Genomic DNA, 24,964 nt, shown 5'->3' on the forward strand with positions numbered 1-24,964 from the left:
GCGGGTGCTTCGGCACAACCAGTCGCAGAACACGCTGGTCAAGGTCGAGTCTTCGATGAGCCCGACCCTGACTGAGGTCCAGGATCGGTTCCTCGGGGAGCTCGAGTCGGCCATTGGGCTCGACCGCAGCCTTGAGTGCCTGCCCGACAAGAGCGAACTGGAGCAGCGCCGCGCCCAGGGGACCGGGCTCAGTGCTCCAGAGATCGCGGTGGTGTGCGCTTACTCGAAGCTATGGCTGCGTGCAGGCCTGTTGAACTCGCAACTTCCGTCTGAGGACTGGGTTGAGGGCCGCTTGCGGGACTACTTCCCGTCTGCGGTGGCGAAGGCGTGTGCCGACTCCATCCCGGTTCATCCGCTGCGGCGGGAGATCGTGGCGACGGTGTTGGCCAACGAGGTTGTAGACCGGGCCGGGGCGACGTTCGCGTTCCGCGCGACGGAGGAGACTGGTGCGTCTGCCGCGCAGGTCGTGCGCGCGTTCGTCGCTTCATGGTCGGCATTCGGGCTCGACACGTTGATGCAGGACATCGAAGCAGCGGGCCTCCCCGCAGGGGCGGGCCGGCGAGCGCGGATGGAGGTGCGGCGGCTCATCGACCGTGCTACTCGTTGGTTCCTGACCTTCGGGGCGCCCGACGCCGACCCGCTCGCGGACTACAGGCAGTTCGCAGACACCGTTTCGGCGATCGCTCCGCGGCTGCCTGAGCTGTTGCGTGCCCGGGACGCGAGCAACCTGCAGGCCGATGTTGCCGAGCTTTGCTCCGAGGGTCTCCCGGTGGAGCTCGCGCAGCGTCTGGGTCAGCTTCTGCACGCTTTCCAGTTGCTCGATGTGGCCAAGGTTTCGGCCGAGACCGGCCGCAGCGCATGGGAGGTTGCCGACGTGCGGTTCGCCCTATCGGAGCGGCTCCGGCTCGACGATCTGCTGATCGCCATCGGCGAGCTTCCGCACGGAACCCGGTGGGATGCCATGGCACGTGCCGGGCTGCGTCACGACCTGTACGCGGCTGCTGCTGCAATCACCGTTGCGGTCGTTGAGGGGGCTGAAACGGCATCGGGGACGACGGACCGGCTCACTGCTTGGGAGTCCGCTCTCGCGGAGGCAGCGCCGGGGGTGGACTGGACTATCGCCGAGGTTCTTGCCCCGGGGCGTCGCACCCTGGCTGCGCTCTCGACGGCTGTACGTCTCCTTCAGGCGCTTCGTCTCCGTGCTGCGTGATGTGTCTGCTGGTCCTAGGGCCTATCTGACGGATCTTGTAGCGGGCACGGATACCAGGGAGTTGGTGGCGCTGCTGGCATCCCGCACGTCATCCCGGAGCGGGCTGATGTGCCCTAGACTCGTTGGACTGCTTGATCCTGGCGAACGGAGCGCTTGATGGGTCTGGTCGTCGAGGTTGTATGCGACACGGCCGAAGCCGACGCTGGCTTCGTCGGCGACCGGCTGTCGTCCCATCACGGCGCCCGGTTGGTCTTCACCAGCCGTGACCAGCTGATCGAGGGCCGAGAGTCCGCTGGAGACCTGCTGCTCCTTCTCGGGTCCGAGCGCAGTGTGTGTGACCCCGAACAGGCGGCGGTCGTCACGGCCGAGTCCGACCTGGTGAGGCGCTCAGTTGCGTCCGGAATTCCGGTCCTCGGGATCTGTTATGGAGCACAGCTCCTGGCTCACGCCCTTGGTGGGAGGGTCATGCCGGCCGAGAAGCCCGAGGTGGGTTGGTTCGGCCTGGACAGCGTCGATGAGGACCTCTGCCCGCCGGTGGAGTGGACGCAGTTTCACGAGTACGCGTTCACTCCACCGGACGGAGCTTGTGTTCTTGGCGAGTCGTCGAACGGCTGTCAGGCGTTCAGCCACGAGGTGGCCGGGACCCGAGTCCTCGGGTGGCAGTTTCACCCCGAGGTGAGTGCAGAGCGTTTCGCTCGCTGGGTCGACTCAGGCCGCCGAACCCTCGACAAGACCGGTGCGAGCGCAGGGGAACTGGTCGCCGCCGCTCCACGCCGGGAGCCTGTGCTGCGTCAAGCTGCTCATGACCTGACCGACGCCGCAGTGAAGTGGCTGTTTCCGTTCAGCGGCATCGCCGGCGAACGCGATACGAATTCTGCTCTCTCCCGCTCAATTGCGGATATGGTCGATGCGCTGGAGAAGCGCGATGTGGTCGGGGTCGCTCTGCAGTTCGTCGACACCTCTGGGATTGCGCGCATCAAGACGGTGCCGCTGCGTCGGCTGCCGCAGGCGGCTGAGTGTGGGGTGAGTGCACCGGTTTCGATCGAGTACTTCACGCCGAGTGACCAGGTCGCCCCTGGGCCCGTGCCCAGCGCAACGTTGGGCGACGTGAGGTTACTCCCGGATCTGTCGCGGCTCGTCGTCCTAGAGGCTCAGCCGGGGTGGGCATGGGCTCCGAGCGACCGGATTGAGGTCGACGGAAGTCCTCATTTCAGCTGCGGGCGGCACCTACTGCGCCGCATGGTGCGTCAGCTCAGCCAGAAGGGCATCACCGCGCTCGTTGCGTTCGAAGTGGAGTGGATGGTGTCGGTCGGTGACTCGGACAATCTGGTCCCTCCAGCCGGGCACACCGCGTACGGGATGACGTCGCTGATCAGCGTTTCGGACTACGGTCGCGACCTCATTTCGGCGTTGGAGGCGCAAGGGGTCTCGGTTGAGCAGTTCCATCCAGAGTTCGCCGCTGGTCAGTTCGAGGTGAGCGTGCGCGCTGAGGACCCGTTGAACGCATGCGACACCTCGGCCCTGGTTCGGGCCACGATTCGTGCAGTCGGTCAGCGTCATGCTCTTCGGACGACGTTCGCGCCGAAGCCTGATCTGGATAGCTTGGGGAACGGTGGTCACCTGCATCTGAGCCTGTGGCGCGGCGAGAGGAACCTGATGGCCGGCAACGGACGGGGGTTGAGCAACGAGGCGGAGGCGTTCGCTGCTGGTGTGTTGCAGCGTCTTCGGCCGCTGGCTGCTCTGGGCGCTCCTAGCCCGGCTTCGTATCTTCGGTTGGCACCCCAGGCGTGGGCGGGTGCGTACGGATGTTGGGGTTGGGAGAACCGTGAGGCGGCCATACGGATGGTCTCGGGGAACGCGTCGGGTGACGGCCGAGGTGCCAACCTCGAGCTGAAGTGCTTTGACCAGATGGCGAACCCGTATCTCCTTCTGGCCGGTGTTCTGGCGGCGGGAACGCACGGGATCGACAAGGCGCTGCGGTTGCCGGAGGAGACTCGAGGCGACCCCGCTGCCTTGACCGCGGAGAAGCGTCGCGAGCTCGGTATCGATCAGTTGCCGTCCAGCCTCGATGAGGCAACGAAGACGTTCGACGATGACGGACTGTTCCGTCAAAGGTTCGGAGGGGATCTTGTGGACCAGATCGTGACGGTGCGCCGTCACGACGCAGAAGGGTTCAGGTCGAAGACGCCAGCAGAGATTGCAGCAGCGACCCGCTGGGTCGGATAGCAGCAAGATGAGAGAAGACGCAGTGTCGCGTACCAATCGGAAGCCAACCTGTCGGAGAGCGTATCCTCGTCGCGTGATGAGCGTGGAAGGTCGGCGATGATGACCACAGCCGAGTCGGTTACTGGCGGCAAGGACGCCAGTACGCTCATCGACCCGATGGACTTGCTCGCGAACCTGGGTACGTCGCTGGATGCTCGCACGCACACACAGATCGCATCCGCGCTCCGGAAACTCATTGTTCTCCGAGCGGTTCCAGACGACCGGCTTCCAGCTGAGCGTGAGCTCGCGAAGACCCTGGGCGTTTCGCGAATGACTGTCCGCGAGGCGCTGTCGGTGCTGAAGGCCGAGGGCATGGTCGACACACGTCCCGGACGCAGCGGTGGTCACTACCAGCTGCAGGTGAAGCCTTCACCGCACTGGCGTTCGGCTGTCGCGAACGTGCGCGAGGAGATCGCCGAGCTGGTCCAGTACCGGGCGCTGCTCGAAGAAATGACCGTGCGTATCGCTGTTCGTGAGGCCGACACCGATGAGATGGAAGCACGGCTGTCTGCCGCCATCGACCTGATGTCGCACGACCCGGACCAGCCGCGGTTCCGGCACGCGGACACGGCGTTCCACCTGACCATCGCCCAGGTCTCGGGGAACCGGCACCTGTGCAACGCGCTTGCTGATGCGCGCGCGGAACTCTTCTCGTGGATCGACACGTTCCCCATCCCGTACGAGCTGGGCGATGCTGTCGCAGAGCACCGTGCGATCGCCGACGCCATCCGTGACCGGGACGAGGCGCGGGCTGTCGAAGAGGTTCACCGTCACATGGCGAAGACCGCCGATCACGTCCTTCGGCTGCTGGACTCCATCGGCACGCGTGGCAGTAAGTCGTGAACCCACGTTTCGATCCCGCCGACGGCGGTTGGCCCTGCCACGAGTCCAACCCGGTCGACGTCATCATCTGGTCGTGACCACGTCCCGAGCCGGCCTCGTCAGTCCAGGCCAGCCATTCGTCGTACGACGTTCTCAGTGATGCGTGAGGGGCTCGGATCCTCGGCCTCGGTGAGCATGCTTCCCGTCCAGGCGATGGACCCGACGGAGAACACGGACCCGCCGCCGGGAACCTCGAAATAGACCATGTCAGCGTGCACTTCGGGGTCGGTAGCGCCACCGCCTGCACCGGCGACGTTCATCCCGATCTCCTCGATACTGCGCTGGTAGTAGTCGCTATGCCCAGAAGACGCTGCGAGCAGGTGCGCGTTCCGGGGCGTTCCCAGGCTGTAATCGACGCGGTCGAGTTCGTCACCTGCGGCTCCGTTGAGGAGTCGTCCGGCGGTGCCGATCTTGCAGGTTTCGACGCCGTCGAAGATCCACGCCACGGCGCCGTCGTAGCTGGCGTCGGTGCGCTGGTAAGGGGATGCGGTGTCCCAGCCTTGGGCGCAGAACCCGACGCCGACGAGCTTCTGAGGAGGCCGGCCTCGGTAGCGCCACAGGCCTCCGGGTTCACCGGTGGCGGCGAGGTAGCACTCACCGGGTGGCGATTCCCAGATGCGGACACCGGCGTTGCCGCGGCGGATCTCGATGACGAGCGGGTCGACGCTGTGGACGGCGGTCACTTGGTACAGGCCGTTGCCGCCGAGGTACATGAGGTTGCCACCGGTGTCACGGTAGTTCTCGAATGCGTCGAGCATCTGTCCGCTGAAGTACTCGGGATGTGACCCAGTGATGACGACGGAGTAGTCACTGAGGATGGTTTCGCCGTGCTCGTGCAGCTCGAGGTCAGTGATGGTGTCGAACGCGATCTGCTTCTTGGTCAGCCACTCGACGAGGTAGAGGTCGCCCGCGATGGCGCGCCCGCCCTCCATCAGCCACATCTCGTAATCGGCACGCATGTTGATGATGGGCCGGCGTGCGGAGCTGGTGACGACGCCGGATCCGTCGGTGTGGACGTCGTAAAGGGACAGGCCGAATTCGGGTCGCCCCGTGCGTGCCTGGTCGCGTTCGTCGAGAACGATGTCGCGGTTGCTGAGCGAGGTCGCATCGCCTTCGTACATGTGCTCGTTCCCGTAGGCCAGGTACGTAAAGGTCGACATGACGACCAAGACCTTGCTGGCGGTGGGGCCGGCGGGCAACACGGTGAACGGCACGATGTCCTGGGACTGTCCGGCCTTGAGCCGAATTCCGTAGATGCCGGACTCGAGATCAGCGGGGAGGTCGACCTGTGTGAGTGGCTGCCAGCCGACGTCGAGGAGGTCGTCGTCGTGGAAGTGAAGCGTCGCGTACTGATCGGGCGCGGTGGTGAAGTCGAGCCGGGTCCCGTCCCAGCTAACGCCGGTCACGCCGGCTTGGGGCAGGTTGACCGTGATGCCGTGATGGTTTCCGACCAGATCCTCGACGCGTGTGCTGAGCCCCGGGAGTGGGTTGAATGCCCATGCGGCGACAACGTGCGGGTGTTGCCGGACTGTGGTGGTGTCGCCAGCTCCGCAGCGTGCTTCTTCACCCGGGGTGAGCGCGCCGGCGATGAGGAACGGTGCTTCGACCTTGCCATTGAACGGCTTCTCGGCGCGGCCGCGCGCACCCCCAGGTGATTCCGTGACTGTCACGGTGCCTGCGGCGGCGATGGCCATCCACTGTTCGTTCGGGACGTGGATGTAGGCCGGTGCGTCGCCGCTTGCTTCGGTCGGTTCGCCGAGTTGTCGGTCGAGAGGCTGGATGAGCAGCCGTGCTCGTTGTCCGTGGATGGATGCGGAGAGGAAGTACCAGGCGCGGTCCTGGAGGTCGAGTTCAGCCCGCACTTGGTATTTGTGGCCGGATTGATCAGCGAGGTCGAAGGTGACGCTCTTGCCGTCGTGGGTGATCTGCAGGGTGTCGCCGGCGCCGAGGATTCCTTGCGGCTGTCCGGTGGTGGTAAGCGTGGGGTGGAACCACGCGCCCCACGTGAAGGTGTCCAGTTCGATGTCGGCGAACGGGTTGGCTACGGCGGCGAATGAGCCGACGCAGTGGCGTTGGGCTTGGGCTACGTGGGTACCGGAGCCGGCCCAGGTGATGGGCTCGGGGTCCGGCTGCCCGTCTGAGCGTCGGAGTCGTACGAGTTCGGCCGCGACGGTTGTGTTGTCGACGCGGGGGTCGACCATGACTTGGAGTGTTTCGCCGGGCTTGTAGGAGAGCTTGTCGGTGTAGCCGTAGACGGCTGTATTTGGCATTCTGGCGTGCTCCTTGTTGGTTGGCTTGGTTGCGGTTAGCGGCGGGAGCGTGCCCAGGAGTCGAGTCCGACGGCGGCGACGACGATGAAACCCTTGATCATCTGCTGGAGGGCGGGGTCGAAGGCGAGGGACTGGAACAGGTTGTTGATGATGGCGAGGATCAGGAGGCCGGTGAAGGTCCGTCCGATGGAGCCTTCGCCTCCGAGGAGGGAAGTACCTCCGATGATGACGACCGCGATGGCGTCCAGTGCCATGGAGGCGCCAAAGTCGGGCTGCGCGGTGCCGATCTGGCTGGCGAGGAGGACGCCGGCGAGCCCAGAGAGCGCTCCGACCATGACGAACGTGCTTGCCCGTATGAGGCCGACTCGCATGCCGGAGAGGCGGGCGGCTTCGTCGTTGCCGCCGACGGCGTAGACGGCTCGTCCGTACACGGTTCGGGACAGGAGGAACCCGGCGACGACGAATGCGACAAGAGCGATCCAGACGGGGATGGGGATGCCTGCGATGAGGTTGGAGCCGACGACCCCGAAGGACATGGACTTGATGAGGAGCGCCTGCTGCCCGGAGTAGATGGTTGCGGCACCGGTGATGGCGGCGGCTGTTCCCAGGGTGGCGACGAAGGCGTTGATGTTGACCTTGGTGATGAGGATGCCGTTGAGGAGGCCGGCCGCGGCGCCTGCTGCTACGGCGATGAGGAGCGCCAGGTCGGCTGACAGTTTGCCGTCGAAGGATGCAAAGACGACGGCACCGGCGGCGAAGATGGAGCCGACGGATAGGTCGAACGATCCGGTGATCATCACGAACGTCATGCCGATGGCGATGAGCGCGAGTGGTGCGTTCTGGGACAGGATGTTGCGCAGGTTCTGCGGGTCGAGGAACCCGTCGTACGCGATGCGGGCGGCGATGGCGAGCGCGAGCGCGACCCACACCATCGGGTAGCGCGTGAGGATGTGCAGCGCGACTGCTGTTGGCGTGTTCTTGGTTCGGCTGGCGTGGCTGTCGGTCGTGGCCGGCGTGGTGCTGGCCATCTGGTCGACGGTCATCGGGCGGTTTCCTTCAATGCGAAGACGATGTTGAGGATGGACTCGACGGAGATGCACTCTCGGGTGGCGTCCATGGCTTTGACGATGCGTCCGCCTGCGATGACGAGGACGCGGTCGCTGTGGGTGACGACCTCTTCGAGGTCGCTTGAGACGAGGATGAGCGACCTTCCGGTGGCGACGATTTCCTCAAGCGACGCCAGGATCTGCCGGCGTGCCCCGATGTCGACCCCTCGGGTGGGTTCGTCAGCGAGGAGGATGGGGTGGTTGGTGTGTTTCCAGCGAGCGAGCATGAGCTTCTGCTGGTTTCCACCGGACAGGTCTCCCGCGGGGTCACGCAGGCGCTTGGTGTCGAATGCGACGGAGGACGCGGCTTGTCCGGCTGCGCGGATGAGCGCGTTGGGTGGGATGTAGCCCAGGCGGGCGATGTTGTCGTACTCGCCGAGGACGACGTTCTCGGCTGAGGCCATCCGAAGGGCTAGGCCTTGGTGCTTGCGGTCCTCAGGCAGGAGCGCGATGCCGGCACGCCTGGCGCGGCGGACGCCTCCTCGCAACGGCATGGTTCTGCCTTGAACCGTCATGGTGCCGCTAGCGTGCGGGTCGAGCCCGGCCAGGGCGCGCAGGAGTTCGCTTCTGCCGGACCCTACGAGGCCGGCGATGCCGAGGATCTCTCCTGACCGCAGGTCGAAGCTGATGTCCTGAAGCCCGCGGGGGCTGTTGAGCTGTTCGATTCTCAGGATGGGGCCGGGTTCGATGCCGTCCGCGGTCGTGACGTGGTGGCTGGTCCGCGTCCGTTCGAGTGAGGTTTCGGACTCGGTGCCGAGCATCGCGTTGACGAGGGTTCCCTTGTCCCAGGTGCCGGCCGGCCGACTCTCGACCAGGTTCCCGTTGCGGAAGACGGTGATCATGTCGGAGTGGTCGAGGACCTCGTCGAGGTTGTGGCTGACGAACGCGATCGCGACTCCCTGACGCTTGAGCCGGTCGATGAAGCTGAACAGCGCTTGTCGTTCGGCTGCGGCGAGGGATGCGGTCGGTTCGTCGAAGAGCAGAACCTTGGCGTCGACGAGGACCGCGCGCATGATCTCCAGCATTTGCTGGTCGGCGGTCGACAGGTGGCGCGCGGGTACGTCGGGGTGGGCTGCAACGCCGAGTTCGTGGCACAGGTCGATGTAGCGCTGGCGCATGGCGGCGTCGCGCAGGAGCCCGTACTTGGCGGTGGTGTTGCCGAGGAATACGTTCGCCTGTGCTGACAGGGCGGGCACGATGGTGAGTTCCTGGTAGATGGCGCAGACGCCTGCTCGGCGTGAAGACCGGGGGTCTCCGGCGCGGAGGTCGTGGCCGTCGATCTGGATGGTGCCGGTGGTCGGCGCGACGCGTCCTGCCGCGACTCCGAGGCAGGTGGACTTGCCTGCACCGTTTTCGCCGACCAGCGCGTGGACCTCGCCGGCACGCAGGTCCAGGGTGATGTCCTTGAGGGCGTGCGTAGCGCCGTAGGTCTTGGAGATGTCGATGTAACGGACGAGGGTCCGGTTGGTCTGGCCGTCGCGATGGCGGTGGGTGCCCAATTCGGTTCGCTCCTCAGTGGTTTCGGGGGTTAGTGGGGTTGCCCCGCCCGAAGGGAGGTTCTGGCGGGGCCCCGACTCACCACTCAGGCGTGTAACTGCTGAGCTTGTCGGCGGGGATGCCCTCGAGGACCCCGTTCGGGTTTCCATCCCGGTCGATAAACCGCGGAACGGTCTCGCCCTTGGACGCCTTCACGAGGGCCTCCAGCGCGGCGTAGGCCGAACTCTTCGGGTAGGTCGGAAAGGTGGAGTACACCTCGCCGCTTTGCACGAGCGCGACGCTGTCCTTGCCGCCGCCCATCTCGTAGACGCGGATCTTGCCTTCGCGGCCCAGGGACTTGATGGCCCGGACGGCGCCCTTGGTGAGGTCGCTCTGCGCAGAGATGATCACGTCGATGTCGGGGGCACCCTGGAGAGCGTCCTGGACCCTCTTGAACGCGTCGGGGGTGGACCAATTGGTGTTGACCTCGCGGGTAATCCTGAAGTCCGGGTTGTCCGGGAGGACGAGCTTCCCGGCTGCCTTCCACGCCTTGGTGGTTCCGAAGTACTCGGGGCCGAGGAGGGCAAGCGCCTGGTGCTTGCCGGGGCTGTGGGCGATGCAGTCCTTCAGGAACGCTTCCTGGCCCGGGGTGTTGTACATACCGCCGACGAAGGAGACGGTGCCCGGGCTCGCGAGTTCGTCACCGCTGGAGTCGTCCTGGCCGCACAGCGTGGACCCGAGGACTGTGATCAGGACCTGGTAGCGCTTGACGCCCTGCTGAACCTGTTTGCAGACCTGCGGGGTGGTCGGCTGGACGATCATCGCCTGGTACTTGCCGGAGGTGAGCGTGTTCTGCAGCTGGTTGTACTGGGTGTTGATGTCGAAGTTGGCCTCGAAGATACTCAGGTCAACGCCGTACTTCTCGGCGGCTTCCTTGGCTCCCTTGGCGAGAGCGGCCGCGTACTCGTTCGTTGCGACACTGCCGCCCATGAGGAAGGCGACGTTCCGGACGGGCTTGGCGTTGACGGTCTGGCCGTCGCCAACGTCGACCTTGGTCGTGCCGGCGGTCGAACCGCTACTGCCGCCCGCGTCGGGCGAGGTGCCACATGCGGCCGTCGCGAGGGCGATGACGGCCAGGCAGGCACCGAGCCACACGGAACTGCGCTTGAGGCGGGGCTTGCGGAGAGCCGGTTGGACGGCGGCATGCAGCGCCTGAGCGCCGGGGTTCCCGATGGGCACGTACGTCTCACTCCTGATCAAGATGGGAGTCGACAAGGGCGTCCAGCCCGGTTCCGTGGCGTGCCGGGCAGGTTGTTGTTCCCTGTTTCCCAGCGCCTCAGGTCCCGGTCACATCCCGTTTGACTCTTTGGGCTCGGCGTAGACCAACGTGACCGTAGTCACGGCCCGGATGCGCTGTCAATGGGCTAGCGGTAGACCAAACCGAAAACGTCTTGTGCCTTACACTGCCCAAACCCCCCCGGCGCCCTTCCTGTCGAAGGCAGCCGGAGATCCGCCGGAGGTCGCCGCCGTCGGCGGATGCGCGGCTGAATGCAGTCGGCGCGTGCCGCGCGGAAACGCCTGGTGACCGGCTGCCGGGTGCCTTGCCGGCGGGCGATGCAGCGAACGTGGTCAGGTGTTGCACCCGGTAACCGGTGCAATGGTCGTGGCCGAACTCGGTATGGTTGCTCCGCATGACCGAGACCGAGATCACCGCGGGTCTCCTCCGCGACCTGCTGCGGGACCAGCATCCGGACCTGGCCGAGCTGCCCCTCCGCGAGGTGGAGGGCGGATGGGGCAATCAGATGTGGCGCCTCGGGGACGAGCTGGCCGTGCGGATCCAGCGCATGGATACCGACCCCGAACGCCAGCTCAAGGAGCGCCGGTGGCTGCCGCTGCTCACCGCGCGCCTGCCGCTGCCGATCCCCGTCCCGGTGCGGCATGGTGCGCCCTCCGAGCGTTGCCCCAAGTTCTGGACGGTCATGACGTGGGTCCCGGGCCTGCCGCTGGACCACGGTTCGATCACCCGTGGCGAGCACGCGGCCGACACGCTGGCGACGTTCCTCCGGGCGCTGCACGTGGCAGCGCCCCCCGACGCACCAGCTGACACGGGCCGCGGCGCGCATCCCAAGGACTGCACGGACGGCTTCGACCAGTTCTTCCATGCCGTCGGCGCCGACGCGATCGGCTCCGCCGCCGCCGACGTCCGGGCCGTCTGGGACGACGCCGTCGCGGCCCCCGCGTGGGAGGGTCCGCCGGTGTGGGTGCACGGCGACCTGCACCCCGCGAACGTCGTCGTCGCGGACGGGACGCTGGCGGGTGTTGTCGACTTCGGTGAACTGTTCGTCGGTGACCCGGCGTCCGACCTGGCGGCCGCCTGGGTGCTGCTGCCGGCGGGCGCGGCCGCACGCTTCTTCGCCGCGTACGCGGTGGCTGACGAGGCGACGGTCCGGCGTGCCCGCGGGCTGGCGGTGGTGAAGAGTCTCTTTCTGATGCTGATGGGCCAGAACGGGGACCGTGGCCTGCCCGGCGGCAAACCGGCCTGGGGTCCGGCGGGACGGGCGGCGCTCGACCGGGTCCTGAGCGAGCGGCTGACCCGATTCCACTGATTCCACCAGGAGATCGGCCGAACCGCAACGCACGTCATGGTGAGAGGAGCTCGCGGGCGAACCCGTCGGTGAGCGCTCGCGCCGGTCTCAGCCGTATCGCTCGACGAGCGCGTTGCCGATCGAGGCCAGGTGGTCTCGCACACCCGGAGGGCCAGTCACCTCGAGCCATTCGACCATCCCGGCAAGCTCGCCGGCGAACGCGTACTCGTTGTGGCCGCGGATCACGACCTCGATGCGGCCGTCGGTCGTGGAACCTCCCACCTCGAGCCGATCGCCGAGCACCATCCGGAGCCGGCCTATCTCGTGGGGCACGCATACCGCCTGGATCTCGAGGGGCGTTCGCTTGCGGTCGACCTCGTCGGCGATCTCGCGCCAGCTCTCGGCAAGGTCGAAGTCTTCGGGTCGGTGCACGGGATCGTCGGTCGGGTCGGCGGACGACACGCGGTCGATCCGGAAGGTCCGCCGGCCGGTCTCGGTGTTGGAGACGAGGTACCACGACGGACCTTTGGCGACGATGCCCAGCGGGTGGACGGTTCTCTCGGTTTCGGCGCCTTTGCCGTCGACGTAGCCGAGCCGCACCTGGACGCCGCGGATCACCGCGTCTTGGAGTTCGTCGAGGAAGCGAGGTGGTCGGTGCTCGACCCGACTCGACCCCCATCGTTGCGGGTCCATGACCAACGACGACGCTGCTGCCTCGGCCTGCACCCGGAAGGGCTCCGGCAGGGCATGGAGGAGCTTGCGCAGAGCTGCTTTCACGGCCGGCCTCGCAGCCGAGGCCGGGCCGGCAACCAGGAACAGGGCGCGGGCCTCACTCGCGGTCAACCCGGACAGGTCGGTGCGGGCGCCGCCCACGAGACGCCAGCCGCCGCCTCGGCCCTGCATGGAGTACACGGGCACCCCGGCCATGGCCAGGGCGTCGAGGTCGCGGCGGGCGGTGCGCTCGGAGACCTCCAGCTCTCGGGCGACCTCCGCTGCCGTCACCTGCTCGCGCCGTTGCAGCAAGAGGAGGATGGCCACCAGCCGGTCGGTTCGCACCCCGACAACACTTCCGCATAAACCGGTCATGGGTTGACCGGTATCGGTCGGCAAGATGGCGACATGGCCGCACCGACGAGTCCCGCTACCCACGACCGCATCGACGCTCGGCCTATCGGGGCTGCGCCGACGCTGTCGTCGGGCACCTTCGTCGCCTGATCACCCCGAAAAGATAGAGAGGAAATGCAATGTTCGATCCAACCGATTTTCCCGAGCCCACCCTTATTTCAGTCAACGGTGTGGAACTCGAAGTCTTTGAAGCAGGCCGGCAAAATGCAGGAAAGCCCATTGTCCTCTGTCACGGCTGGCCAGAGCATGCCTTTTCTTGGCGCCATCAGGTGCCCGCCCTTGCCGCAGCGGGCTACCATGTCATCGTCCCGAACCAGCGGGGTTATGGCAACTCATCCCGTCCGACCGAAGTGACAGACTATGACATTGAGCACCTGTCGGGTGATCTCATCGCACTTCTCGATCACTACGGATACGAAGATGCCACCTTTGTCGGTCATGACTGGGGTGCAATGGTCGTCTGGGGACTGACCCTGCTGCATCCGAACCGTGTAAACAAAGTGATCAACCTGAGCCTGCCTTACCAGGAGCGCGGAGAAAAGCCCTGGGTCGAGTTCATGGAAGACATGCTCGGCAGCGACTTCTATTTCGTCCACTTCAATCGACAGCCAGGCGTCGCAGACGCCGTATTCGAAGAGAACACATTCCAGTTCCTTCGCAACATGTACCGGAAGAACGAGCCCCCCACAGGGCCTCAGCCGGGTATGGCGCTGATCGATCTCGCCAGAGCGGAAACGCCACTCGGTGATCCCGTCATGAGCGACAGCGAACTGGCCGTTTTCGTCTCCGCCTTCGAATCGACAGGGTTCACGGGCAGTGTGAATTGGTACAGGAACCTTGACCGCAACTGGCGCTTGTTGGCGGATGTGAATCCAATCATCCAACAGCCCACCCTCATGATCTACGGCGACCGGGATGCGGTCTCGAAGTCTGAAAACCTGACAGAGTTCGTGCCCAATGTGGAAGTGGTCAATCTGGATTGCGGTCATTGGATCCAGCAAGAAAAGCCGGAAGAAACAAACCAGGCGATTCTGAAGTGGCTGGACCAGCGGGATGCCACCTAGGCCGTGTTTCATAGGGGCTCGGTGTGACGTAGGTCCGGCGCGGTATTGATCGATAAATGGCGAGGTCTCCGGTAGATGGTTCTTCGACCAAGAAGACCAGAACATCGGAGACCTCGTGGCCGGCGTAGCGGTGACGAGGCGGTTCGACCTGTCTGACGCGCAGTGGGCGAAGCTGGAACCGCTGCTGCCGAAGGGTAGGAAGCCAGGCCGGCCGCCGAAGTGACCGGGCTGCAGGCCCCGCGCCGACGCCGCCGGGTTGATCAGCGCGGGTCGAACAACCGCGAGAAAGCTGTGGTGAAGGTCGCCAAGGCGCACGCCAGGGTGGCCGATTCGCGCAGGGACTGGCTGCACAAGCTGTCCACGACGTACGTTCGGCAGGGTCGACCGGTTCTTCCCGTCGACCCGGATGTGCTCGGACTGTGGACGCCTCGGCGACAAGCTGCCGCTGAACGTCCGGTCGTGGACATGCCCGTGCGGGGTAACCCACGACCGGGACGTGAACGCGGCGAAGAACATCGTGGCCGCCGGGCGGGCGGACAGCAACGGCCGTGGAGCGCAGGTAAGACCAGCGGTGACGCTGGCGCCGCGTGGCGAAGCGGTAACCCGCCGGAAGTCTGCCGCGAAAGCGGCGTGACAGGCCGGAATCTCCCGACTTCAGACGGGAGAGGACGTCAATCCTCAGCCAGCAGCCGGGCGGTCGGCAGCCGGCGCAGCGATCGTACCGGCAGGATCGCCGCCGCCACCGCCAGCAGCGCGCCGGCGAGCGCGGCGGCGGCGGCGACCGCGTACGAGACGGCGGTCAGCTCGGAGCTCAGCAGGGCGGCGGTACCGAGCGCGACGCCCACCCCGGTCGTCGCGCCGAGAACGCCGATGGCGAGCGCCTCATAGGCGGCCAGCCGGCCCAGCGGGGCATCCGCCCAGCCGACGGCGCCGAGCAGCGCGAACTCGGCGGCCCGCTCGCGGATGTTGACGTAGAGCACGTCGGCGACCGTGGTCGCGCCGAGCAGGGTGGTGAGGACCGCCGCGATGTAGTCCGTGCTCTGGACCTGCACGGTGATCGCATCGCCGAGGACAGTGCCGGAGACGCTGCCCCGGAAGGTCAGGTTGATGATCACCAGGAGGGTCAGCGAGGCGATGCCGAGGGCGAGGCTCACCGCGCCGAGGACGGTTCGCCCGGGCGCGCGCAGCACGTTGCCCATCGCCAGGCCCGAGACGCGGCGGGGTACTCGGCGGCGACGGACCAGTACGACCGCCGGACGAACCGTCGCTCCCGGGTCGGCCCGCGTCGCCCGCCAGGCCGGTGGCAGCGCCGCCAGCCCGCTCAGCAGCAGCGCGGCCGGGATCGCGAGCAGGGCGTAGTCGGCGCCGAGGGACACGCCGAGCAGGCGGGACAGCGCCAGCGCCAGGATGGTGCCGAGCAGGCCGGCGACCGCGCCGACGGTCACCGACTCGCCGGTGACGAGCGCGAACAGCCGCCAGCGGGCCCAGCCGAGGCAGGCCAGCACGCCGAGCTCGGTCGCCCGGGTCCGCACCGCCGCGCTGGCCGCGTTGCCGACTGCGAGCGCGCACGCGACGAGCACGAGGATCGCCAGCACCAGCGACTTGCGGTCCAGCGCCGACACGATCGTCGTCGCGACCCCCAGTCGGAGCCAGTTCTCCCGGACCGCCAGCGCGGGCCTTCCGAATGTTCCGGCCGGCAGCTGTACCGCCACCCCGCTCGCCGACGACCCGACGGTGAGATCGACCCGCAGCCCGGTGGCCAGGTGGATCTGATCGGCGATGGCCCGCACCCGCTCCTGGGAGAAGGCGTCGATGCCCACGTCGCCGGCGACCCGGACCCGCACCATCGAGATCGGCGCGTCCTTGTTCACCCCGTGCTCGGCGTCGACGTTGGTGTACGGGTCGCGCTGGAGCTTGGGCAGGGCCGACAGCGTGGTGAGCAGGTGCGGGCGCTGCCCGAGCGGCCCGGCGAACCCGGTCGTCGGCTGGAGCGCCCGGTCTCCCAGGGCCTGCCGCGCCGCCGGGTCGGCCCCGGTCGCCTCGGCGCCCGCGTAGAGGTCGAAGGGCATCCGCGACAGCTGCGGCCCGAGCTGGACCTTGGCCGGGTCGAAGACGCCGACGCCCCGCAGGAAGGTCCGCTCCTGCTTCGACTCGTTGATGCCGTGCCGGACGATGGCCCGGACCGGGTCGTCGGCGAGGCCCATCGGCAGCGGCCGGCCCGCCGGATAGCCGTGGGGGACCTTGCCCCACTCGCCGCCGCCGTAGGGCACCACGTCGGCGGCGCGGCCGGGGCCCGACAGCGTCATCGCGCTGGTCGTCCACCACTCGCCGACGTCGGAGGTGCCCGCATACGGCACGAACCGGCTGCGGTCGGCGACCGGGTGCGCGATCGCGTCGAGGAGGGCCGGGTACACGTCCTGGGCCGTGTAGGCGCGCGAGGCCAGCGGGGTGGCGGGCATGGTCTCGTAGTAGGGCACGGCGTTGTCGAGCCGCATCCCGGCGCCGGTCTGCTCGGCCGCGTCGCCGCCGAGGCGCTCGATCTCGAGGCGCAGCTGCTGGTCGAGGTCGAGGCGGCTGGAGGCGAGGACCGGGATGCCGGCGGACTGGTCGGACTCGGGGAGGTACACCCCGGAAGTCACCGACCCGTCGAGCCCGTCGAGCTTCGCCTCCTGCACGGGGTCGACGGCGGCCAGGAGCAGCGGGATCGGGAAGAGCACCTCGACCTGGGCCCGCTTGACCGTGTTGGCGCTCGACGCCGGGTCGCGCGACCAGCAGTTCGCCTCCGTGCGGTCCTTCGGCGCGAGGGGCTCGACGTTGGTGTAGTAGCCGGTCTGGCGCTCGCACACGGTGGTGACGCCGTTCGGGCCGTGCTCGTGGATCTCGGGCGGCTTCGGCATGTCGTCGGCCGTGTAAATCTTGCCCTCGACCCATGGGTCGCCGGGCACGTACTCCAGGTTGTTCGGGGTGACGTAGAGGTACTTCGACCCGTCGGGGATGCTGCTCAGCCCGCGGTCGCCGACGTAGGTCGGCCGCAGCTTCAGCACCTGGCGCCCGCCCTGGTCGGCGTACTCGGTGAGATCGACCGTGATCACCGCGGTCTGCATCACGTAGCCCGCCATCGCGACCGGCGCCGCCACCGACACGCCCTGGATGTCGAGGATTCGCCGCCACTGTGCCTCGCTGATCCCGCCGTAGGTCGAGCTGACCCGGTCGGTGCTGATCAGGCCGTCCTCGGTGGTGTCTGCGGGCGGGCGGACCAGGATGTCGTACATCGGCCGGAAGTTCTCCTGGACCGTGCCGTTGACCTGCACCTGCGAGCCGCGCGAGGCCGACGCCAGCAGCGTGAAGCTCGCGACGGCGACGGCGACGGCGACGATCGTGGCGACCAGCCGACCGCGCCGGAAGCGCAGCTGCGCGCGGATGAGCGAAATCAACTGACCCTCCTGAGAGGAGCGAAACGGTAACGAATCGTTAGCACGGTTACGCAGACCCCGACCAACCACCGGCACTCGGCCGGTGGACAGCGGAGGGAACCTTCATGGTCAACAAGCTCAGGCGACCGGATGCTCGGCGCGCTGGTGTCGAAGAAGACGGCGCACGCCTACTACTGCTGGTACAACTACGGCGTACCGGCGTGCGACGGTGACGACGAGCAGCGGCTGGCGTACCGCCGACAGGGCCCCGACCACGAGAGCGGCCGCCGCGATCCCCCACGCCACCGCCGTCACCGGGCCGCCAGCCGGCCGTCGAGCAGGTCGACCACCCGCTCGCACTGGGCCGCGATGGCGGCGTCGTGCGTGCTCAGCACGATCGTGACGTGGTGCCGCTCGCGCAGGCCGAGCAGCAGGTCGAGGATCGCGCGGCCGGTGTGCGAGTCGAGGTTGCCGGTGGGCTCGTCGGCCAGCAGCAGGCGCGGGCGGTTGATGAGCGCGCGGGCGATAGCCACCCGCTGCTGCTGCCCGCCGGACAGCCGCGACGGCAGCGCGCTCTCCCGGCCGGCGAGCCCGACCGCGTCGAGCAGCTCGCGGGCCCGTTCGGTGCGGTCGAAGTCCAGGTTGCGGTAGGGCAGCACCGGCACGAGCACGTTGTCCAGCGCGGTCAGGGCCGGCAGCAGGTGGAAGCGCTGGAAGACGAAGCCGATCCCGCGCCGGTAGGCGGCCAGCTGGGAGCGGCTCGCGGAGGTCAGCTCCCGGCCGTCGACCGCGATCGAGCCCGAGTCGGCCCGCTCGATCGCCCCGATCAGGTGCAGCAGCGTCGACTTGCCGGAGCCCGACGGCCCGGTGAGCGCCGTCAGGCTGCCCGGCTCCAGGGTGAGGCTCACCCCGCCGACGGCGGCGAGGCGCTCCCCGTCGCCGAGGGGGAAGGTCTTCACCACGTCGCTGAGGACGACGCCCGCCCCGTCCGTGGCCGGCGTCACGACGGGTACCCGATCGAGGCGGCCAGGCGGCGCAGGCGGCCGCCGGGCTCGACACCGAGCTCGCGGCTGAGGATCGTTCGGCAGCGCTCGTACGAGGCGATGGCCTCCATCGGCCGCTCCATTCGGATGAGTGCCAGCATGTGCAGTTCCCGTAGGCGGTCGCGGAAGGGGTGCTCGTCCAGCAGCGAGCCGAGCTGGTCGAGCGCCTCCCGGTGCCGGCCCAGCACGAGCTCGATCTCGGCCCGGTCCTCGGCCGCGGCGAGCCGGCGGTCGGCGAGGCGGGCCGCCGCGGCCCGGATCGCCGGCGCGGCGACGTCGGCGAACGCGGGCCCGCGCCACAGCGCCAGCGCGGCGGTGAGCAGCCGTACCGCCCCCGCCGGGTCCCGGGGCGCCCGGGCGGCGGCGTCGGACACCAGCCGGTCGAAGCCGTCGAGGTCGGTCCGCAGCGCCGGCCCGCGCAGCAGGTAGCCCGGGGCCCGGGTGACCAGGACGTCGGCCGGGCTCGCGCAGCCGGCCTCGGCGAGGGCCTTGCGCAGGGCGGTGGGCGCCAGCTGCAGTCCGGCGGCGAGGATCTCCAGCCCGATGGTCCCGACCGCGACGACCACCCGGAAGCGGACGGGCACCCCGCCGAGGTCATGCACCGCGGCGACAAATCCGGCGAACGCCTCCCGGCCCCACACCTTCGCGCCCGCGGAGATCACGAACACCCCGGCGATGAATATGTGCAGGCAGAGCGCCACGTAACCCACCCGGTCGTCTCCGTCCCGCGCCATGCGCAGGCCACTGCCGATCTCCCGGGCCCCGCTCCGCGGCTCGACCCTTCGTTGATTTCCGTCTTATGTCAAGACTTAAAAAAATAGAGCCTCCACCTATCCCTGGCATTTCGGACAATGGTCATCGCCAGTCCTGGGTCATTCCCTCAGGTCGACGGCGCGGCTGCCGATGGACGGGGCCGTGACGACACCGGACCTCCCGCCCTCCTGCGTCGGCTGGGAGCCCGCGACCGCGACCCCGGTTCCGGCCCCGGTCGCGGCGCCGGGCCGGTCGGCGGCGTAGGAGGGCGGGAGGCCCGGACGGCGGGGGCGCAGCGGGCGTCCTGGTCCGGGCGAGGCCGGCCGACCGTGGTGTCCAGCAACGGTAGAAGAAGGCGGTGGTGTTGCCGTAGGCCTCGTCCGCGGCAACACCACCGGGCCGGGACGTCCGCCTCAACCGCGGCGGTGATCACGTCAGCGGCCAGTTCGCAGCGGGTCGCGAACCCGACGATCACGCGGTGGCCGCCCCGCATCCACCCGGCCCGACCAGCAACATCTCAAACGGCGGCTGCCGTACTAGCGCTTCGTTCGTGAGAACCGAGCCTGACTACCAGTCGCGCCATGGACCGGTAATGTCGCCGGTGAGGAGGCCGTTGCGGCGGGCCAGTTCGTCGGCCTCGATGCCAGCCGCTCCCAGTACACGATCGATGTACTCGCAGAGCAGCTCTCGTTCGTCTGTCTCGTAGGCGGCCCCGTGGAATTGGTTGTTGACCGCGTTCAGAGCTCGAACGGTGCGCTCGACGACCTCGAGTACCTCCGCATCGGTAGCTGCCTCCCACCTGTGGTCGACAAGGCCAGCGACGTCCGCTTCGAACCCGTCAAGGACGGCATCGGTCGCTCGGATCATCTCGTCGGGCCACAACCTTGCTGACACCGCTTCCTCCGGCCCGATGACACCTGCGGCAAGGTCGGCAGCATCTCTTGCCACGTCTGCCCGCCATACGGCGGTCGGTCGATCAACCACGTCACGAAGCGTATTGCCTGCGACCTTGATGAGATGGCGTCGGATTCGCCCTCGTAGCCCAGGTCCCCGAGCGTTCGCAGCTCATCGCTGACCTTTGCGAGTACCGGAAGGATCTCCTCGTGGGTACGTACGGCCGTGGTGTCGTGCTCCCGGCCTGGACGCACCGGCGAGGTCCACAACGGCCAGCCGTCCGGGGCGGTGATGACCGGGACGTTGCCGCCATGGTTGTGGTGTTTGCCCGACCACCACGGGTCGACCCCGGGGGTAGGCCCGGGAGTGCGGCACCGGTCGGTCTCGATCAGGGTGCCGTCGATGTTGATGTGGCCGTAGCCGGCCATCTTCGCCGCCAGCAGCGCCGGCTCCAGTTGCGGGGTGCGGGCGGCCAGGACCGTGATGCCCTCATGCAGGTAGGCGTACGCGGTGGACTTGCCGATGGCGTTGTCGTGGGCCAGCTGCTTGACGCGGGTGCCGTCGAGGAACCAGCGGATGACCAGGACCGCCTGCTTGAAGCAGCCCAGGGCGCGACGGCCGGTACGGGTGCCGCGGCGGTGTCGTTCGTCGTGCAGCAGGGTGGAGACGAACAGCACGGTCTGCTCGCGCACGCTGAGTGAGTCAGGACCGTCATCACTCGGTGCTTCGCTTCGATCTGGCTTTGTTGGCAGGCTTTGACGTGAGCCTCTCGCGGCACACTCACCCGGGTTTGCGGCCGGACCAGATGCCTGTTGTACGCCGCAGGACGCGGTCGTCGGCGGGAAGCTCCATTACACGATGGTGGAATTCGCGGCGGCGGTCTTCCGGCAGATCCTCGATGAATGCTCGGTAACCGTGGCTCAGCGCCCATCGCCATAGCATCGCGTTGTCCGGGAACGCGATGGCGACCTCGGCGCGGTCCTTGTGGAGGTCCACGAAGCCCGCCTCCTCCAGTAAGTCGGCGGCGTCGACCACTTGACCCATGCTTCCGTTCGGGTGCAGGTAGGCGGCGAACTCCTCGAACAGTGCGTCCAGGAGGCCGCCGAGTGAAGGTGTCTGGATGGTCGGGTTCTTACCGGGGCGGTGGCTGTTGCTCTGACGGGCGCTGCTACCAGTGAACGCGAACCGCCCGCCAGGTACCAAGACGCGATACGCTTCGGCAACTCCAGCCGCCGGATCGTCGAGGATGTGGATGACGAACGAGGAGGCGACGAGGTCGAAGCAGTCCGAAGGAAGTCTCAGGGCTTGAGCGTTCATGACGTGTGTGACTGCTGCGGGACAGTCCGCGGCGAGCCGCTCGATCATCGCCGGTGCCGCGTCGACGGCTGTCACGACACAGCCTCGCTCAAGGGCTGGCGCGGTTAGCGCACCACGTCCAGCACCCAGATCAAGGAATCGGCAACCAGCCGGAGGGTCGAGGACGTCCATGATGGCTTCGCCATATTCGGCAAAGAATGGGGTTACCTGGTCATAGTCGGCGGCGACGCGATCGAATAGCTTCCATGTCGATTCTTCCATGGCGACGAATATCACGGTGATCCCGCGTCTGCGCAAACTGTTTTCCACGCTCATGCGACTAGCAGTGCAACCGGTCCTGGGGATCGCGGCAGGGCTGCCGACATCCGCTATACCGCGTTCCGCTCGCGATCGAATGTGACCGCCGCTGGTCGCAGACTCGTGGAAAGTCCCGCACCGGTCGAGAGTTGGACGAGACAGGGCATGTCAAGCGCAGGACGAGCGCAGCGCTGCTGCGCACGTTGGTCCTGGTGCCCGTTCCCCGCGATCCGCGCGGCGTGGTCCACCCCCTCGCGAGCCTGCTCGCGGTCGCGATCGCCGCTGTGCTGGCCAGTGCCCGCTCGGTCGCCGCGATCGCCCGAGCGCTCCGCGCCAACGCCAGAGACCCCCGCCGGCCGCTGCGGGTCCTCGGTGCCTACCGACGTAGCGCAAAAGCGGTCAAATGCCTACCTTGCAAAGGCCCTGATAGCGCGGCATGCGCGAAGCATCCAGGTTCGGCAGAGCCGGCGCCCCAGAGGCATCCACCCCCCCGACCGGCTCACCGTCCTGCTACCCCGGCGGTCAGCGCGCGACCAGGGCGGGGTCGGGGTCGTCGCGCAGAGGGCCTTCGGCGCGCACGCCGGTGCGGGCGACGAGGGTGAACAGCACCCGGTCGGGCGGGTTCCGCTTCGGGACGACCGCGAGGACCTTCTCCACGGCCCGCGGAGTGGACGGCGGATCCGGCCCTTTTCCCTGCGCGGCGAGGTGGAGCTGACGATCAGGGGTTGGATTGTGCGGAGACGGTGAGCTTTTTGGTGAGGTTGGGGTAGCCGACCACGGTGAGCAGGTACGTGTGGGTGGTCGTGCTCTTTGACTTGTCGCATGGGAATGCCAGCGTGAGCTCGCCGTTCGCATCGTACGTGCCGTAGAGACCCGGGCCGTCGACCGACACGGTCACCTTACTCGCACCGGTCACAGACCATTCGATGGTGACATCCTTGCCGGGGCTGCTGTACGGCGCGTCCGAGGTGGGGACCACCGGGCAAGACGGCTTGGTGCGGACCTGGAACTTGGTGATTCGTGGCCCGGTCGAGGACGACGTCGTCGTCGCGCTGGACTGGCCGTCATGTCCCTTTCCGCTGGCGGCGTTGCCGCTGGCGGCGTTGCCGGTGCCGCCGTTGCCGGTGCCGCCGATGTTGCCGTTTCCGCCGATGCCGGCGTCGTTCGAGTCGGACGGGGCCGGTGCGGCCGCCGGAACGGACGCGCCGGTTTTCGCGTTGGTGGAGGTGTGCGTGCAGCCCGCCAACGCGATCGTGGCGGCGCAGGCCGCGGCGATCCGGACGGCGTGCGGTACTGAATGGCTGGTCATGCGTCGACGGTAGGGGCCTTGAGGGTTCCGGCGAATCCTGCGTTCGTGCCGTCCGTCGAGGTTCTCCAGGAGTGAGTTGGCCGAGGAGGGCCTCGCCGCCGACGACTCGCCCACCGCCACGCGCAGCACGCGCTCGGCATCCGCACGGAGCTGGAACCGGAGCCGGGCCCGCCTGCCGCAGGCTCACAGGCCGGTGGGCTCGATCGCCAGTAGTTCAATCGCGGTCGTCGTGCCGTGGTCGCCGGGGCTGTCCAGGGTCCGCCGGTCGGCCAGCGCCTTCGCTGGTCGACCAGGCCGTTCAGGCCCGAGCCGCAGCGCCGCCCACGCCGTCGTCGGGGCCGTTATCGGTGTGCCGCCGCCGAGGCTTGACCCCTCCGTTGACCGATGCCTCCGACACCACGCAGTGCGCGGCGATCTCGACGGGTTCCGGCATGCGCGCGGCCACTCCACGTTTACGACGACCGGGGATGTCGGCCATGGTTTCCTCCCCATATCGACAGGTGTCGCGGGCGGGCGGAACCATTCTTGGCACGCGGCGAGGGCGGCGGGGGCCTGACGGCGATGCTTGTCAGATCAGCCGGACTTTGTCATGCCGGATCTGACAAAGTCGGTAACGGTTGACGAAGTGCCGTGCCCGGGTTGCCGCGATTTCACCGCGCCGCCAACCATTGGCCCATACGGCGTCCGTGGTCCCGGGCGCCGATCCCGCACCCGTACAACCATCAGGACTGGTGACGACATGACCAACCTGCACCCCACCACATTCGACATCGCCGGTGAGTTCACCGTGAACAGGATCGGCTTCGGCGCCATGCGGCTCGCCGACGGTGACATCTGGGGCGGCCCCGCCGACCGGCCGGCCGCCGTGGCCGTCCTCCGGCGCGCCGTCGAACTCGGTGTCAACCTGATCGACACCGCCGACGCCTATTCCCTCGGCGCCAACGAGGAGCTGATCGCCGAGGCGCTGCACCCGTACCGCGACGACCTCGTCATCATCACGAAGGCCGGGGTGTCACGTCCCAGCCCCTCACTGGAGGAGTGGATCCCGCTCGGCCGGCCCGAATATCTGCGGCAGCAGGCGGAGCTGAGCCTGCGCCGGCTGCGGCTGGAGCGCATCGACGTGTTCATGCTGCACCGTGTCGACCCGGCCGTACCGCTCGCGGACCAGATCGGCGCGCTGAAGCAACTGCAGGACGAGGGCAAGATCGCCGCGATCGGCCTGTCGGAGGTCGACGTCGCGCAGATCGAGGAGGCGTCGGCGATCGCGCCGATCACGGCCGTGCAGAACCTGTACAACCTCGGTGCCCGCCACCATGAGGCAGTCGTCGACCACTGTGAGAGCAACGGCATCGTATTCATACCGTTCTTCCCGATTGCGGTCGGCGAGCATGCGAAGAAGGCCGGCGGCCCAGTCGCCCGGGTCGCGAAGGAGGTCGGCGCCACCCCCGCCCAGGTCGCGCTCGCGTGGCTGTTGCACCGGTCGCCGGTGATCACCCCGATCCCCGGTACCAGTTCCGTGGCGCACCTGGAGGAGAACGTCGCCGCCCAGCAGGTGCGGCTCGGCGACGCCGAACTCGCCGTCCTGGCCGAAGGGATCTGAGGGGGATGGCCGTGGCACCGGCCGTGCACGGACGCGTCGCACCCGGCTACGAACCGATCCGCGAGGAGTTCGCGCGGAACCTGCGCGACCGCGACGAACTCGGCGCGGCGTCCGCGACGGTGATCTCGTCGTGGACCTGTGGGGCGGCACGGCGGACGCGGCCACAGGAGCGCTGTGGCAGCGCGACACGCTTCAGCTGATCTTCTCCGGCAGCAAGGGCATTGTCGTCACCGCGCTGATGGTGCTGGGCCCGGACGACAAGCGCGCGGGCTCGCTGCTGAAAGCGACCGCCGCGTCCTGCAGCGGGTGCGGTGAGATGGACGGTGGGCGCCTCGGTGAGCCACCGTCCAGCGTC

General features: G+C 67.9%; 21 protein-coding genes and 3 pseudogenes. 9 read left to right on the forward strand and 15 right to left on the reverse strand.

The annotated features are described in order from the left end of the window. Positions 1–238: 238 nt before the first annotated feature. The 3 genes and pseudogenes from Dfulv_RS48840 to Dfulv_RS16035 form a co-directional block, all read left to right on the forward strand. A pseudogene (locus tag Dfulv_RS48840) lies at positions 239–1,210 on the forward strand (hypothetical protein); the annotation flags it as partial. Between the two features lie 156 nt (positions 1,211–1,366). Continuing rightward, positions 1,367–3,436: a glutamine amidotransferase-related protein gene (locus tag Dfulv_RS16030; RefSeq protein ID WP_259863832.1), complete on the forward strand. Its 2,070-nt coding sequence runs from the start codon at positions 1,367–1,369 to the stop codon at positions 3,434–3,436. 99 nt (positions 3,437–3,535) lie between these two features. Then, the gene (locus tag Dfulv_RS16035) at positions 3,536–4,318 is read left to right on the forward strand and encodes a FadR/GntR family transcriptional regulator (RefSeq protein WP_259863833.1); all 783 of its coding nucleotides are present in this window, start codon (positions 3,536–3,538) and stop codon (positions 4,316–4,318) included. 98 nt (positions 4,319–4,416) lie between these two features. Here Dfulv_RS16035 and Dfulv_RS16040 read toward each other — a convergent pair whose 3' ends face one another. From Dfulv_RS16040 to Dfulv_RS16055, 4 genes are all read right to left on the reverse strand, one after another. Next, on the reverse strand, positions 4,417–6,627 hold the full coding sequence (locus tag Dfulv_RS16040) for a LamG domain-containing protein (protein WP_259863834.1): 2,211 nt from the start codon (positions 6,625–6,627) through the stop codon (positions 4,417–4,419). Positions 6,628–6,662: 35 nt separating this feature from the next. Further along, positions 6,663–7,670: an ABC transporter permease gene (locus Dfulv_RS16045; protein WP_259863835.1), complete on the reverse strand. Its 1,008-nt coding sequence runs from the start codon at positions 7,668–7,670 to the stop codon at positions 6,663–6,665. Continuing rightward, a complete protein-coding gene (locus Dfulv_RS16050) occupies positions 7,667–9,232 on the reverse strand; it encodes a sugar ABC transporter ATP-binding protein (RefSeq protein ID WP_259863836.1) in 1,566 nt (521 codons plus the stop codon). Before Dfulv_RS16050 ends, Dfulv_RS16045 begins: the two co-directional genes overlap by 4 nt. A gap of 76 nt (positions 9,233–9,308) precedes the next feature. Continuing rightward, positions 9,309–10,448: a sugar ABC transporter substrate-binding protein gene (locus Dfulv_RS16055; RefSeq protein ID WP_259863838.1), complete on the reverse strand. Its 1,140-nt coding sequence runs from the start codon at positions 10,446–10,448 to the stop codon at positions 9,309–9,311. 452 nt (positions 10,449–10,900) lie between these two features. Between Dfulv_RS16055 and Dfulv_RS16060 the strand changes: the two genes are divergently transcribed. Further along, entirely contained in the window at positions 10,901–11,815 is a 915-nt protein-coding gene (locus Dfulv_RS16060) for an aminoglycoside phosphotransferase family protein (RefSeq protein ID WP_259863841.1), read from the forward strand. A gap of 87 nt (positions 11,816–11,902) precedes the next feature. Here Dfulv_RS16060 and Dfulv_RS16065 read toward each other — a convergent pair whose 3' ends face one another. Next, on the reverse strand, positions 11,903–12,904 hold the full coding sequence (locus Dfulv_RS16065) for a helix-turn-helix transcriptional regulator (protein ID WP_259863844.1): 1,002 nt from the start codon (positions 12,902–12,904) through the stop codon (positions 11,903–11,905). 134 nt (positions 12,905–13,038) lie between these two features. On the opposite strand from Dfulv_RS16065, the gene Dfulv_RS16070 reads away from it, so the two are divergent. Continuing rightward, positions 13,039–13,983 (forward strand): alpha/beta fold hydrolase, encoded by a 945-nt coding sequence (locus Dfulv_RS16070; protein ID WP_259863846.1) that lies wholly within the window; start codon positions 13,039–13,041, stop codon positions 13,981–13,983. 406 nt (positions 13,984–14,389) lie between these two features. Beyond that, positions 14,390–14,617, forward strand: coding sequence for a transposase (locus Dfulv_RS16075; protein ID WP_259863847.1), 228 nt, complete (start codon positions 14,390–14,392; stop codon positions 14,615–14,617). Positions 14,618–14,654: 37 nt separating this feature from the next. On the opposite strand, the gene Dfulv_RS16080 is transcribed toward Dfulv_RS16075, so the two are convergent. From Dfulv_RS16080 to Dfulv_RS16120, 9 genes and pseudogenes are all read right to left on the reverse strand, one after another. Next, a complete protein-coding gene (locus tag Dfulv_RS16080) occupies positions 14,655–17,417 on the reverse strand; it encodes an FtsX-like permease family protein (protein ID WP_259863848.1) in 2,763 nt (920 codons plus the stop codon). A gap of 117 nt (positions 17,418–17,534) precedes the next feature. Beyond that, complete coding sequence (locus Dfulv_RS16085) at positions 17,535–17,702, reverse strand: hypothetical protein (RefSeq protein WP_259863850.1); 168 nt, start codon at positions 17,700–17,702, stop codon at positions 17,535–17,537. 5 nt (positions 17,703–17,707) lie between these two features. Then, entirely contained in the window at positions 17,708–18,277 is a 570-nt protein-coding gene (locus tag Dfulv_RS16090; RefSeq protein ID WP_259867702.1) for an ABC transporter ATP-binding protein, read from the reverse strand. Between the two features lie 119 nt (positions 18,278–18,396). Then, a complete protein-coding gene (locus Dfulv_RS16095) occupies positions 18,397–19,173 on the reverse strand; it encodes an AfsR/SARP family transcriptional regulator (protein WP_259863851.1) in 777 nt (258 codons plus the stop codon). Between the two features lie 586 nt (positions 19,174–19,759). Further along, positions 19,760–20,059, reverse strand: coding sequence for a hypothetical protein (locus Dfulv_RS16100; protein ID WP_259863852.1), 300 nt, complete (start codon positions 20,057–20,059; stop codon positions 19,760–19,762). 143 nt (positions 20,060–20,202) lie between these two features. Next, a pseudogene (locus Dfulv_RS16105) lies at positions 20,203–20,838 on the reverse strand (transposase family protein); the annotation flags it as partial. 28 nt (positions 20,839–20,866) lie between these two features. Further along, the gene (locus Dfulv_RS16110; protein WP_259863853.1) at positions 20,867–21,718 is read right to left on the reverse strand and encodes a class I SAM-dependent methyltransferase; all 852 of its coding nucleotides are present in this window, start codon (positions 21,716–21,718) and stop codon (positions 20,867–20,869) included. A 504-nt stretch (positions 21,719–22,222) separates the two neighbouring features. Continuing rightward, the gene (locus Dfulv_RS16115) at positions 22,223–22,357 is read right to left on the reverse strand and encodes a hypothetical protein (protein ID WP_259863854.1); all 135 of its coding nucleotides are present in this window, start codon (positions 22,355–22,357) and stop codon (positions 22,223–22,225) included. 61 nt (positions 22,358–22,418) lie between these two features. Then, positions 22,419–22,616: a hypothetical protein gene (locus tag Dfulv_RS16120; protein WP_259863856.1), complete on the reverse strand. Its 198-nt coding sequence runs from the start codon at positions 22,614–22,616 to the stop codon at positions 22,419–22,421. A gap of 22 nt (positions 22,617–22,638) precedes the next feature. On the opposite strand from Dfulv_RS16120, the gene Dfulv_RS16125 reads away from it, so the two are divergent. Beyond that, positions 22,639–23,022 (forward strand): hypothetical protein, encoded by a 384-nt coding sequence (locus tag Dfulv_RS16125; RefSeq protein WP_259863857.1) that lies wholly within the window; start codon positions 22,639–22,641, stop codon positions 23,020–23,022. Between the two features lie 285 nt (positions 23,023–23,307). Here Dfulv_RS16125 and Dfulv_RS16130 read toward each other — a convergent pair whose 3' ends face one another. Continuing rightward, entirely contained in the window at positions 23,308–23,487 is a 180-nt protein-coding gene (locus tag Dfulv_RS16130) for a hypothetical protein (RefSeq protein WP_259863858.1), read from the reverse strand. 261 nt (positions 23,488–23,748) lie between these two features. Between Dfulv_RS16130 and Dfulv_RS16135 the strand changes: the two genes are divergently transcribed. Beyond that, positions 23,749–24,609, forward strand: coding sequence for an aldo/keto reductase (locus tag Dfulv_RS16135; RefSeq protein ID WP_259863859.1), 861 nt, complete (start codon positions 23,749–23,751; stop codon positions 24,607–24,609). Between the two features lie 130 nt (positions 24,610–24,739). Beyond that, positions 24,740–24,796, forward strand: a pseudogene (locus Dfulv_RS49060) (hypothetical protein); the annotation flags it as partial. Positions 24,797–24,964: the final 168 nt, after the last annotated feature.

This window comes from Dactylosporangium fulvum, assembly GCF_025137375.1.
Lineage (GTDB): Bacteria > Actinomycetota > Actinomycetes > Mycobacteriales > Micromonosporaceae > Dactylosporangium > Dactylosporangium fulvum.